General features: G+C 58.0%; 11 protein-coding genes. 6 read left to right on the plus strand and 5 right to left on the minus strand.

Annotation, left to right across the window (positions count from 1 at the left end):
- Nucleotides 1–10: 10 nt before the first annotated feature.
- Nucleotides 11–1,237: a serine/threonine transporter SstT gene (gene sstT, locus ACF8YQ_RS05705; protein ID WP_396622848.1), complete on the plus strand. Its 1,227-nt coding sequence runs from the start codon at nt 11–13 to the stop codon at nt 1,235–1,237.
- Nucleotides 1,234–1,743 (plus strand): shikimate kinase, encoded by a 510-nt coding sequence (locus tag ACF8YQ_RS05710; protein ID WP_396622849.1) that lies wholly within the window; start codon nt 1,234–1,236, stop codon nt 1,741–1,743. The genes sstT and ACF8YQ_RS05710 overlap by 4 nt, the downstream gene beginning before the upstream one ends.
- 13 nt (nt 1,744–1,756) lie before the next feature.
- On the opposite strand, the gene ACF8YQ_RS05715 is transcribed toward ACF8YQ_RS05710, so the two are convergent.
- Nucleotides 1,757–2,761, minus strand: a complete 1,005-nt coding sequence (locus ACF8YQ_RS05715) for a hypothetical protein (RefSeq protein WP_396622850.1) — start codon at nt 2,759–2,761, stop codon at nt 1,757–1,759.
- Between the two features lie 205 nt (nt 2,762–2,966).
- Between ACF8YQ_RS05715 and ACF8YQ_RS05720 the strand changes: the two genes are divergently transcribed.
- Nucleotides 2,967–4,715, plus strand: a complete 1,749-nt coding sequence (locus ACF8YQ_RS05720; protein ID WP_396622851.1) for an autotransporter assembly complex family protein — start codon at nt 2,967–2,969, stop codon at nt 4,713–4,715.
- On the plus strand, nt 4,712–8,479 hold the full coding sequence (locus ACF8YQ_RS05725; protein WP_396622852.1) for a translocation/assembly module TamB domain-containing protein: 3,768 nt from the start codon (nt 4,712–4,714) through the stop codon (nt 8,477–8,479). Before ACF8YQ_RS05720 ends, ACF8YQ_RS05725 begins: the two co-directional genes overlap by 4 nt.
- A 9-nt stretch (nt 8,480–8,488) precedes the next feature.
- On the opposite strand, the gene ACF8YQ_RS05730 is transcribed toward ACF8YQ_RS05725, so the two are convergent.
- The 3 genes from ACF8YQ_RS05730 to ACF8YQ_RS05740 are packed head-to-tail and all read right to left on the minus strand — an operon-like array spanning nt 8,489 to nt 10,915.
- Nucleotides 8,489–9,172 carry an SIMPL domain-containing protein gene (locus ACF8YQ_RS05730; RefSeq protein WP_228198057.1) on the minus strand — a complete coding sequence of 228 codons (684 nt, stop codon included), beginning with the start codon at nt 9,170–9,172 and terminating at the stop codon, nt 8,489–8,491.
- An 11-nt stretch (nt 9,173–9,183) separates the two neighbouring features.
- Nucleotides 9,184–9,921 (minus strand): gamma-glutamyl-gamma-aminobutyrate hydrolase family protein, encoded by a 738-nt coding sequence (locus ACF8YQ_RS05735; RefSeq protein WP_396623277.1) that lies wholly within the window; start codon nt 9,919–9,921, stop codon nt 9,184–9,186.
- Nucleotides 9,914–10,915 carry an amidoligase family protein gene (locus tag ACF8YQ_RS05740; protein WP_396622853.1) on the minus strand — a complete coding sequence of 334 codons (1,002 nt, stop codon included), beginning with the start codon at nt 10,913–10,915 and terminating at the stop codon, nt 9,914–9,916. The genes ACF8YQ_RS05735 and ACF8YQ_RS05740 overlap by 8 nt, the downstream gene beginning before the upstream one ends.
- Nucleotides 10,916–11,081: 166 nt before the next feature.
- On the opposite strand from ACF8YQ_RS05740, the gene lexA reads away from it, so the two are divergent.
- A complete protein-coding gene (lexA, locus tag ACF8YQ_RS05745) occupies nt 11,082–11,693 on the plus strand; it encodes a transcriptional repressor LexA (protein WP_031210455.1) in 612 nt (203 codons plus the stop codon).
- 39 nt (nt 11,694–11,732) lie between these two features.
- The gene (locus ACF8YQ_RS05750) at nt 11,733–12,227 is read left to right on the plus strand and encodes a cell division inhibitor SulA (RefSeq protein WP_396622854.1); all 495 of its coding nucleotides are present in this window, start codon (nt 11,733–11,735) and stop codon (nt 12,225–12,227) included.
- Between the two features lie 7 nt (nt 12,228–12,234).
- On the opposite strand, the gene ACF8YQ_RS05755 is transcribed toward ACF8YQ_RS05750, so the two are convergent.
- On the minus strand, nt 12,235–12,495 hold the full coding sequence (locus ACF8YQ_RS05755) for a hypothetical protein (RefSeq protein WP_121206861.1): 261 nt from the start codon (nt 12,493–12,495) through the stop codon (nt 12,235–12,237).
- Between the last annotated feature and the right edge of the window lie 30 nt (nt 12,496–12,525).

The raw sequence follows: 12,525 nt of genomic DNA on the forward strand, positions 1-12,525 counted from the left end.
GAGCCCAAAGATGTCTTCCCGGCGACTTGGCGTTGTACGCCCCCTGCTGCAGATGGGGTTGATACCCCAGATTACCATCGGAATCATTGCCGGCGTTTTGCTGGCCGTGATTTGGCCTGATACTGCCCAATCGGTTTCTCTGCTTGGCCAACTGTTTATATCCGCCCTGAAAGCGGTTGCGCCTATCTTGGTGTTTGCGCTGGTGACGGCAGCCATTGCCAATCACCAGCAGGGACAGCCAACCCACATTCGTGGGGTGTTGCTGCTCTATGTGATCGGTACGCTGGTGGCGGCTGTGGTAGCGGTGATCGCCAGCTTTGTCTTCCCCACGGAACTCACGCTGGAGCTTCCGGAAGTCAGTGGTAACCCACCCGGCGGGGTAGTCGAGATCCTGCGCAACCTGCTGCTGAGCGCGGTGACCAATCCAGTCAATGCCCTGATGGAGGGTAACTTCATTGCCATTCTGGCCTGGGCGGTTGGTCTGGGGCTTATGCTGCGTCAGGGCCGTGACGCCACCCGGCAAGTGGTGAACGACCTGTCCGATGCAATTTCCGGCATTGTCCGGGCCGTTATCCGGTTTGCGCCGCTGGGAATATTCGGCCTGGTTGCCAACACCTTGGCCGATGCCGGTATAAGCGCGCTGCTGGAATATGGCCGTCTGCTTGGGGTCATCGTTGGCTGTATGCTGTTTGTGGCCCTGGTGACCAATCCGTTGATTGTCTTCCTCCACACCCGCCAGAATCCTTACCCTCTGGTATTTGCCTGTTTAAGAGGCAGTGCCATCACGGCCTTTTTTACCCGCAGTTCCGCCGCCAATATCCCGGTTAACCTTAACCTGTGTGACCGGCTGGGGCTGGACCCGGATACTTACGCTATTTCCATCCCGCTGGGTGCCACTATCAATATGGCCGGTGCCGCCATCACCATCTCCGTGATTACCCTGGCGGCTGCGAATACCCTGGGTATTCCGGTGGATTTCCCGACCGCACTGCTGCTTTGTGTGGTGTCGTCTATTGCGGCCTGCGGGGTGTCCGGCGTGGCTGGAGGCTCGCTGCTGCTGATTCCGCTGGCGACCAGCCTGTTTGGCATCTCCACGGAAGTGGCCATGCAGGTGGTTGCCATTGGTTTTGTCATCAGTGTGGTTCAGGATTCCACCGAAACCGCATTGAACTCCTCAACCGATGTGCTGTTCACCGCGGCGGCCTGCCGTTCGGCAGAGGCTCGTGAAGCAGCATGACCACCGGGCGCAGAAATCTGGTGTTTATCGGCATGCCTGGCAGCGGCAAAAGCACCGTCGGGGTGCTGGTGGCGAAACGCCTGGGCCTGGGGTTTGTCGATACCGATCTGTTGATACAGCAGCAGGCCGGGCGAACGCTGCAGGAGATTGTTGACCAGGACGGGTATCTGGCCCTGCGCCGGATTGAAGAGCAGGTACTGCTGGCTCTTGAGGTTGAAGGTCAGATCATCAGCACGGGTGGTAGCGCGGTGTACAGTGAGGCCGCGATGACACACCTGAGGCAGAAGGGTACCGTGGTGTTTCTCGATATTTCTCTGGATGAGGTGCGAAGACGTATCGGCAATTACAGTCTCCGCGGTATCTCCCGTCGGCCCGACCAGTCTCTGGAAGCGTTATTTGAAGAGCGTTTCGCCCTTTATACCCGCTACGCGGACCTGACCATCAAGGGCCAGGGGATGAATCAGGAACAGGTCTGTCAGGCGGTCATCGATGGGTTGCCACAGTAAAGAGCAATTCCTGTCAGGGCAGATTCTCGCGCCAGTGTTTGACCCGGACCTGGTCCTTGATGGCGTCGACCACCTCCAGTATCAGGTTGATTAGCGCTTCGTTTTCGGCCTCTTCCTGTTGTTGGCCAGGTTCGGGCAGGAATACGTTGACGATATCTTCAATAAACGCATGGTTAGAAGTGGAGGCCAGGTCTTCGAGAATCTGGTGAATCACATTGGCGACAATATCACCCACCGCATTCTCCAGCGTATCCTGGATGGTTGGCCCCACCACTGGCAGGTATTTCAATCGGGATAGCTCCAGATTCTGCTTCAAGGCCTGGTCTACCCGGTTTTCCAGGTAGGCCCTCAATGCGCCGCGATTTGGTACGTAACCCTCCTTGGCTGCCACTGCCACCCGCTCTGAAATCCAGTCTGACAACATTTCCCGCCGCGGATAAAGAATATCCTGCTGGATACGCTCAAACAGAGGCGAGCCCCGCCGAACTTCTTCCTGAACACCGCTGAGTACTTTCAGGACAATCCGGTCAGACAACTCCTCCATGAATGCTTCGTAGTAGAAATTAACGAACCGGAACAGCCGGGTGTTGGTGAAATCGATGATCTTGTACTGATGCAGCCGGTAGATAATAGAGATCACCCTCAGGATTCTCAGAAACCGGAGGCTGCCAACCGGAATGCAGCCCACCAGATCGTACCAGTGGATGAACGGATAGAAGTACCAGCGGTCATAGACTTTTGCCCTGATTGAATAACCCCAGCGCAGTACAAATTCGCTCAGGAAAATGGCCACGAAGATCAGGTCGTAGAAGATGAAGCGTTCATGAATGGGGTGGTAGGCAGATTGCAGTGCCGGCGCGTAGTCTTTTAGGAGATTCTGCACAGCCACAAAGTTGTAGATGGAATCCCAGATGATGAACGAAAGGTTGATGATCAACAGGCCAAGCATCAGAAAGTCGATCAGGAGCCAGATCAACTGATGACTGGATTTCAGGTTTTCGCGGTTTACATGAAGCATCCGTAGGACCTGTCTATGGCTCTATAAGTGTCTGACAGGTTAGCCTATTTCTGGAACAGGTACGAGGCTGACGGTGGCAACAGCAATGGCGTTATGCTGCTAATCTTAATACGGCGGGCATGGATAGCGCCCCGGTCTTGCGGGTAAACTCTCGCCCCTGTGACAGGGAACATTCACTTTATCTGGTCAGGGCAGCCATCCTTTGATGCGGTTATTCGGGACTCACATTCAAGCAGCGATCAGGCCAGTGATATGGTTGCTGTTATGGCAGGCGAGCTCGGGATTTGCCAACCAGGTTCGGGTAGAGGTCGAGGGGGATTACGACCAATTGCAGGAGAACGCGGAAATCCTGCTGGGTGAGGTGCAGGACAGAACCGCTGACGGACTTCGCCGCTATGCTTCCAGCGCCGTCTCTCAGGTGGAAGAAGCAGTCCGGGCTCTGGGTTATTACAACCCGAGCATTCGCTGGCAAGTGAATGAACAGGGTGAAGCGCCAGCGGAGCTGGTGCTGACCATCGTTCCCGGCGAGCCCGTGCGCGTCCGGTCCCGGCGTGTGGAAATTCAGGGTCCGGGGGAAGACGATCCCGACCTGGTGCAAGACCTTCCGGAGCGCCCTCGGGAGGGTGACATTCTGAATCATGGTGAATACGACGGTTTACGGCAGTCGATAGAGAACCGGGCAGGGCGCCTGGGCTACTTTGACGGCGAGTACGAGACCCGGAAGCTGGAAGTTGATCCGGACGCCAACACCGCAGATATTCTGCTCACCTATCGCACCGGTGAACGTTATCAGCTGGGCGACGTCACGTTTCTGGAAGGCCATGGTTTTGAGGAGCAGTTGCTGAGGCAATTTGTGACCACAGAGCCGGGTGAGCCGTTTCATGCCGACAAGGTGGCGCGGCTTAACCGGGATCTGTCCAACAGTGGGTATTTTTCCGGTGTCGACATTGATGCCTCACCTTCCCAGGCCGAGGATCGTGTTATTCCAGTGAATATCGGTCTGACCCCAAGACCTCCCAGGTCGGTCTCTGCGGGTGTCGGGTTCTCGACCGATGTGGGGCCGCGTTTCCGGGGTAACTGGCGCGAGCACTATATCAACCCCATGGGACACAAGAGAGGGGCGGACACCGAGCTGTCTGAGCTGCGTCAGAGTGTCAGTGGCTGGTACGAATTGCCTCTTGACCCGCCCATGACCGATTCCATCCGTCTGGGCACCGGGTATCAGCGGGAACATGTGGAAGACGTTGAGTCCGAACGCCTGACCTTCGGTCAGCAATGGAACCATCAACTGGACAACGGTTGGATGCAGGTGTTGTCGATGCGCTGGGAAGGCGAGCGCTTTCGCATTGGTGACGGTGAGCGAGGGACCTCCAGCCTGCTTCTGCCGGGTGTGAGCTATTCAAAGCTGCAGGCGGATTCGCCACTGGATCCGTCCCGGGGCTTCCGTTTACAGCTGGATGTCACCGGGGCCCACCGGGCGGTGCTTTCAGATGCGGATATTCTGCATGTCAATCTGCTTGCCAAAGGTCTGTACACCCTGGCTGACAACCATCGTTTTCTTGCCCGGTTCAACTTTGGCGGTGTTGCCACCAACAATTTTTCCGATGTGCCGCCCTCTCTCCGGTTCTTTGCCGGCGGTGACCAGAGCGTACGAGGGTATGGTTATGAGACGCTTTCACCGGAGGACAGCGATGGTGTGGCCGTTGGCGGTCGATATCTCATTGTGGGGAGTGCTGAGTACCAGTATGAGTTTGCCAGGAACTGGCGTGTGGCCGCCTTTGTGGATGAGGGTAATGCCGTGAACGATGTCTTTGATCCGCTGGCGACCGGTGTTGGGGTGGGGATTCGTTGGGTCAGCCCCGTGGGGCCGCTTCGCCTGGATGTTGCCAGGGGTTTGAATGAGGAGCTTGGCGGTGGCTGGCGGATTCACTTTTCCATGGGGCCGGAGCTGTGACCGAGACACAATCCAGAAATACACAGTCCCCGGATGCCGAACCGGAAACCCGAAAAACCCGGCACTGGTGGTTCTGGCCGCTGGTCATTGTGCTGGTGTTGCTGCTGGTGCCCCTGTTGCTGGTGGTTGCAGTTTTACTGGCCCTGCGCAGTGAGACCGGAACCGCCTGGGTTATAGAACAGGTGCCCGGCCTGCGGACGGAAGCGGCCGAAGGGTCGATGCTGGGGCAGTGGCGTGCCGACGAACTGGTCTGGCAGGGCTATGGTGTGGGCGTGCAGGTGAGCGAACCGGAAATTGACTGGTCACCGTCGTGCCTTTTTGAGCTGACGGTGTGCCTGGACACGCTCAAGGCGGCCAGTATCGCGGTTACTGTGCAGGAATCCCCCGACCAGGCTGATCAGCCACGAGGTGATATCCAGTTGCCTTCCGTCAATCTGCCCCTGGGTGTGAATATCGGTGAAGTCCGGCTCGGGGCACTAACGGTAAATGACAACCTGGTCTGGAATCGGGTCGAGCTGGATTCCCGGGCGTCGGGTGCCACCCTGAACATTGACCACCTTCTGTATGAACGCGGTGATATTCTGGTGACCGCCGATGGCCGAGCCGAGATGCGTCGGGACTGGCCATTGAATCTTTCAGTCAACGTTACCTTGCCACCACCGAGCGGAGACGACTGGCAGGTTGCCCTGGATCTGTCCGGCAGCGCCCGGGATCTTCGTGTGGCAGGCGCCAGCAGAGGCTACCTCGATGCCCGCCTTGAGGGGGAGATGGATCCGCTTGATGCCGATTTGCCGGCTACCCTGAAGCTTCAGTCGCCGGAATTTCTGCCGCACAGCTCGGTACCCGAAACCCTGACGCTGGGCCAATGGCGGCTGGAACTCGATGGCAGCCTGGCTCGGGGTTTCAATACCCGAACCCGGGCAATGCTGCCGGCGTCCACCGGGCCGGTGGAGGCGTCAGTTCAGGGTCTGGTGACCCTCCAAGGCGCTTCCGGCGTTGAAGTTTCGATGATCGCCCGGGATCGGAAGGGCAATTCCGAAGGGCGCTTCGGCGCGAACGGCAATGTTTCATGGCGTGATGGTATTGATGCCAATGCCGACATAACCCTGGACGGGTTTCCCTGGTATGGCCTGATTCCGGGTCTGGAATCTCCACCGGTTGCACTGAACCGTCTGGATGGCCAGGTTCAGTACCGTGAGGGCCGTTATCAGGCGGAGCTGGACGCTTCCGTGGCCGGGCCCCTGGGGGAGGCCGAACTCACGTCCCGGCTGGTGGGCGACCTGCAGTCGGTGACCCTAAGCCAACTGGATATGACCACCGGTGCTGGCGCGCTTTCCGGCCAGGCAGAATTGGTGTTTTCCGGGCCTCTGGGCTGGGAGGCGCAGTTTGAGCTCGATCGATTCAATCCGGGTTATTGGGTGCCGCTGCTGGAAGCACGTTTGAACGGAACCGTGGCCACCAGAGGTCAGTTGCGGGACGGGGCACTGCCCGAGTTATTCGCCGATATCGACCTCAGCGGCCAATGGCGGCAGCAGCCAGCGCAGGCAAAAGGAAAGCTCTCCACTCAGGGCCAGGACTGGGTTGTGCAGAACCTGGCCCTTGCTGTTGGGGATAACCGGCTTGAGGGCAGCGGGCGGTATGGCGAATCCCTGGCGGGCGACCTGCGTTTTGATCTTGCCGCACCGCAACAGTTGTTGGCCGATCTTGCTGGGGAGGTTGCCGGACGGCTTCGGCTCTCTGGCTCGCCGGAAGCTCCGGAAGGTGAGCTTTCTCTGACGGCGGGCAATCTGGCCTGGTTGGACCAGTTCCTGATTACCGAAGCGCAGCTTGAAGCAGGCCTGGGCGGTGACGGGAAGATTGACCTTGAGTTGTCCGGCACTGAGCTGCGTTTGGCTGGTCAGGAATTGGACAAAGTTGTGGCCTCGCTCAGCGGCACCCGGGAGCGCCACACATTGGCTGTGCAAGCCGATCATCCCGAAGCCTCGATTGAGCTGGAATTCGACGGCGGGCTGGGAGAGCAACTGCCGGATTGGCGCGGACAGCTGGCCCGTGGCCAGATTTCAGTACCAGAGCCGGGGCATGTCTGGCAGCTGGATACGAGAGCGGATCTTACCTACGTGGCCGGGGCTCTTGAGCTTGGCAGTCACTGTTGGCGCTGGCAGCAAAGCTCGGTCTGTGCGGCTGACCAGAGATTGTGGCCAGACTCCCGCATTGCTTATGAAGTGCGAGGTTTCCCTGCCAGTGCATTGGCGCCGTTGTTTCCAGAGACTTTCCGGTGGCAGTCGACCATAGATGCAGACATTGCCCTGACACTCACGGATGCGGGTCCCGATGGCACTATCCGGATTGATGCCGGCGCCGGCGAGTTCGGGGTTCTGGTACTGGACGACTGGCAGCCCATCACTCATGACCAGCTAGTGGTTGAGGCTAATCTTAAACCGGATGAGGCCAATGTCAGCCTGGATTTCAGCGGCCCGGAACTTGGCCAGTTTGACCTGGATCTTGCGGTGGATCCTCTGGCCAGTGACCGCACGGTTGATGGTGAATTCCGGCTCCAGGCTCTTAATCTTGCCTTCCTCTCGGCTTTTACCGGTATTGAAGACATTCAGGGGCGGGTTAATGGCAGTGGTCGTTTGAGCGGTCCCTTGATGAAGCCCGACGTCACCGGCGAGCTGGTGCTTAGTGAAGGGCGTGTGTTTGATCCTGGCCTTCCCCTGCCACTGGAGGAATTGCTCGTAGTGCTTGAGTTTCGGGGGCAGTCGGCCGATATCAACGGGCGCTGGAAAAGCAATGATCGGAGTAAGGGCGAGGTCTCCGGGAGCTTGGAGTGGGCACAGTCGCCGCAGGTCGCGATCAACCTGAAAGGCGAACGGCTACCGGTGACGCTGGAACCTTATGCCCGGTTGGAGGTGGCACCGGATCTGGATATTGCCTTCAAATCTGGCGAGCTGTCGGTCTCCGGCCGCGTTGAGGTGCCCAGAGGCGAAATCGAAGTCCAGAGCGTCCCCCCATCGGCGGTGTCGGTTTCCGAGGATGAAGTCATCGTGGGTGTCGAACGGGAAGAACCTGCCATTCGGTCCATGCTCATGGATGTCACTGTGGTGGTCGGTGAGGATGAGGTGTCGTTTGCCGCGTTTGGTGTCACCGGCAACCTCGAAGGCACGTTGCGCATTGGCAATAACATGGATACGCGGGGTGCGCTGCAGTTAGTGAATGGTCGCTATGAAGCCTTTGGCCAGGAACTGGACCTGCGCCGGGCACGGATTCTCTTTGTAGGTGCGCTGACCCGACCGTATTTGGACATTGAGGCAGTCCGTGAAGTTGATACGGTGGTCGCCGGGATCCGGTTGTCCGGCCCGGTGGATGAGCCGGAAACGGAAGTGTTCTCGGAACCGTCGATGCCGCAGAGTGATGCCTTGTCGTACGTTATTCTTGGTCGTCCGCCCCGGGGCCAGGGGGATGAGGGGCAGATGAGCCGGGCTGCGTTGTCACTGGGTCTTACCCAGGCCAGCAAGATCACACAAGGTATTGGAAACGAGCTGGGTATCCGTAACCTGACATTGGAGGCGGAGGGTTCAGGGGAGCAGGCCTCCGTGGTGGCGAGCGGCTATATCACAGACGAACTAAGCCTTCGTTATGGTGTTGGCATATTTGAACCCATTACCACGGTAGCCCTGCGCTACGATTTGGGCCGCTACTTCTATCTGGAGGCCGCCAGTGGTCTGGCGGCCTCACTGGATATTTTCTATACACGGAACTTCTGAGTGGCCAGGTCAGTCCAGCTCGAAGGTGGCGCTGACGGTGGCCTGGATTTCCCTGGGGCCCACGCTTGAAACGGCGTCACCGACCATTTTCGATTCCGCTTGCATCATCGGTACCGGACGATGGCCGCCGTTCACATTCAGACTGACCACTTCGCCACAACGTTGCTCGAGTTGCTTGGCGACAAACTCGCAGCGGCTTCTGGCATCGGCAATGGCCCGTGCCAGAGCTTCGCGTTCCAGCCCCTGCTCGTCTGAGTGGAAAAACTGGTGGCTGCCAAGATGATATTGCAGCCCCAGCTTGTTGGCTTCACCAATCAACGGATTCAGCAGATCCAGATCGTTGATCGAGAAGCTGACGGTCTGGCTTGCCACCGATACTCGCTTGGGATCCTGGCCTTGTTCCCGTACAGGAAGCATGCGAGTGTAAACACTGAGATCGGCATCAGAATAGTCGTCCAGCTCATTACGATAGGCCGCAATGGCCTGGCGCCATTCGTCCATGGTGTCGGACACCTGTTCAGAGGCCTTGGCGGCATCCGGGTGCTCGGCCGTGACTGAGAACTGTAGTCTGGCGCTGTCTGGTTCGTAACGAACAATACCCTCGCCATTCAGGCTCACTTCTCCGGCACTGGCTGCCGCGGGTATTACGGTGACGGCGGCGGCGAGCGCAAGTGGCAGTCGACGTTTGATCATGGTCATTCTCCTTATGAGTGGAACTCCGGGCCTTCCCGGTTATCCAGTCGTTCCAGTTTCCGGGCCCGGGCTGCGTGCACAAAGTGGCTGAAGATGCGACGGTGCCCGGTGTGGTAAAGCAGGTATTCGGGGTGCCATTGCACTCCCATCAACCATTGTCGGCCGGTGTTTTCGATGGCCTGCACAAACAGGTCGTTGTCCACGGCCGTCACTCTGAGATTCTGTCCAAGGCGCTTGATGGCCTGGCTGTGAATGCGGTTGGCGCCAATCACGTGGCTGTACATCAGCCCTCCCAGCCGGCTACCCCGCACCAGGCGAACCGTTTGAAGGGGCAGTAACAAGGGGCGATGTCGGGTATGTACCCGTAGCGGGGTGACATTCTGGCACAGGGATCCGCCGTGAAAGACGTTGATAAACTGTGCGCCGCGGCAGATACCCAGCACCGGAATATTGATCGCCTCCGCCTGCTGCAGAAGCTCGGTGTCGGTAGCATCCCGCTTCAGATCATACCTGGCCGTCACCTGGGGTTGTTGACCGTAGCGACCCGGATGCACGTGGGTGCCGCCCGAAAGCACCAGTCCGTCCAGCAGTTCCACGTTGGTTCGGTCGCCCGGGCGTATGTAATGGGTTCTGGCACCGTGCAGGCGCAGACCCAGGCTGATCAACCGGTGAGCCATGCTTCGCCGGGCCGGACCACTGATGCCAATGGTTAGGCCGGGAACGTCTGTTTCAGTTTCCCGGTCAGACATAGCCGTGCTGATGCAGCCAGTCATCGGTGGTCTCACGCCAGGAGTGGGTGAGATTGTGGAAACTGAACTTCCGGGCTCTGTGGAATTCCTGCCGCAGGGCGTCTAGATCCGGGCTGTTATTGGCAAGTTGCTCGAGCACTACCCAATCGTTCCAGACTGAGGAGAAATGCCATTTCGGGTTGTCGATGTCGCAATCCGGCAGCCGGTAGTGCAGGGTGGGACGACTCTTGATTCTGGGATCCTGAACGTATTCGGACAACAGTGATTCGTTCAGATAAGCGAACAGTGGCAGAAGATCCAATGCCTTGTTCCGGGTCGGGTTGTAGTGCAGGTAGTCCCTCATCAGCGTGTCCAGGTCAGGACGGTAATCGTCTGCCATCAGTTTATCGGTATACCGACTGCTCCAGGGCTCAATGTAGGTGGTGAACTTCCGGCTGATATCCAGCTGATGCCGGGACTTGAGCCAGTCATACAGCAGTGCGAACGCCTGCAGATAACGTACCAGGGTCTCGGGTTCAAGATCGGGCAGTTCCGGGTTAAGTTGAAGCCCGAACGCAAAGTAGATGGCCTCTCGGCTGCCTTCAGCACCCAGGTCTCGCAGCTCGTCTACCAGATTCTCGATCATGCCCAGAGCCGACATTGCGAGCGGTGGTCCCACAATCTCTAATGGCACAATCTTCTCGGCGGCAAAATCAATGACGTCCATGGCGTGGTTGCCGAGTTCCCGAATGGATTCCGGGAGCCGCTCGTCGGCAAGATCCAGGTCTTTGATAGGATCAGAGTCCAGCTCAATGGTGAAAGCCCCGGCGTCCGTATCCAGTCGGGTGACATAACGGGATGTCAGCTCAGGCTCTCCCCCAAGCAGTCGGGCAGCATGCTGGACCAGGGCCTCGTAGGTCAGGCCGGACAGTTCAATCTCAACCCCGACTTTTCGTTCCTGGCCGTCCCGGTTTGTCGTTTGTTCCGGCATCTTGCAGCGGTCGTGTACGGTCATGGTTGTGTGTGGCTTCCCTGTGTCTGGTTTGCGTCACCATAACATACAGGCTGTTGGTCGCCCGTTACAGGAAGGAAACGAAACGGAGAGGGCTTTACACTGGATAAAACACTGTATATAGTCAGTTCACTGTATAAAAAAACAGGATCGAAATTCCGGAGCCCGACTGATGAAACTGACTGCAAGACAATCCCAGGTGCTGGACATTATCCGACGTTACGTGGATGAAACCGGCTACCCGCCCACCAGGGCTGAAATTGCCGCAGAGCTGGGATTCCGTTCCGCCAATGCGGCGGAAGAACATCTGAGGGCTCTGGCAAGGAAAGGCGCCATCGAGATGGTCCCGGGAGCCAGCCGGGGCATTCGCCTGCCGGAGGCCGAAGAAGATCTGGGCCTCCCTGTCATCGGGCAGGTTGCCGCCGGAAGCCCGATTCTGGCGCAGGAACATATTGAAGATCACTGCACGCTGCAGCCGGGCTTCTTCTCTCCTTCAGCAGATTACCTTTTGCGGGTACGGGGGATGAGCATGAAAGACATCGGGATTCTGGATGGTGATTTACTGGCGGTGCACAGTACCCAGGATGTCCATAACGGTCAGATCGTTGTCGCTCGTGTCGGAGAGGAGGTCACCGTCAAGCGTTTCCGCAGGGAAGGCAACAAGGTCTGGCTGATTGCAGAGAATGAGGAGTTTGCTCCGATTGAAGTCGATCTCGCGGAGCAGGAATTGTTTATTGAAGGTCTCGGCGTAGGCGTTATCCGCCGCTCCGATCTTCACTGAATACCGTATACGGCAGCGCATGGCGCAGGTAGGTGAGTAATGGAACAGTTGAGCTTCACTCAGAACATGGCATTTCAGCCGGCAGCTGTTGTTACGGCTGGCGAGGTTTCCTCTGGCGCTCGGGCGCCAGCTGCCAGGACGGCAACGTCTGGTTCGGAGCGGCGTTCAGCTTCTGGCTTCGGTGGTAACGTTACCGAGATTATCCTTCCGGAGGAGCAGGTAGAGAACTTCCAGCTCCTGCTGCCAATGCTCACACAACTGAACCAGGAGAAACGCTGGCTGGCGTGGATTGATCCTCCCCAGTCCCTGGTGGCCAAGTGGCAGAAAATGCACGGCATTGTGGCCAGTGAGATTCTGGTGTTGCGGTCAACGACAGAATTCCCGGCTCAAGAGCTGGCTGAGCGGGCACTGGGCGCAGGAACCTGCCATGCCGTTGTGCTCTGGACTCACAAGCTGGGCCGTGCAGCGCTGGAAACCTTGCAAAAGGCATCAGCCAAGGGCAATAGCCACGGTGTGGTGTTGCGCCAGAGATAACGGGTGCTCAGTGCAAGGTGTAGTGGGGCTGATTGTCGGCGAACTCGCTTTCGTCCTCTTCCCAGTCAATGTCGTGGCTGATGTTGCCAGCGGCCTCAATGCCAGCGGCAATCATCGCCTTGGCGACGTTCATGTCCCTGTCTTCCAGCATTTCTCTGGCTTCATCCGAGAATGAGATGCGCACAAGTGGAGCTGCGTCATCATCAATCCGGCGGAGCGCATAGTCGCCGTCGGCGAGTTGTACAATTTCAAAAAAAGAAGGTGACATTCATTCAACCTATATCTGCTGTCAGCGTAT

The sequence above is a fragment of the Marinobacter sp. W-8 genome (assembly GCF_044342215.1).
In the GTDB taxonomy this organism is placed as follows: Bacteria; Pseudomonadota; Gammaproteobacteria; order Pseudomonadales; family Oleiphilaceae; genus Marinobacter; species Marinobacter nauticus.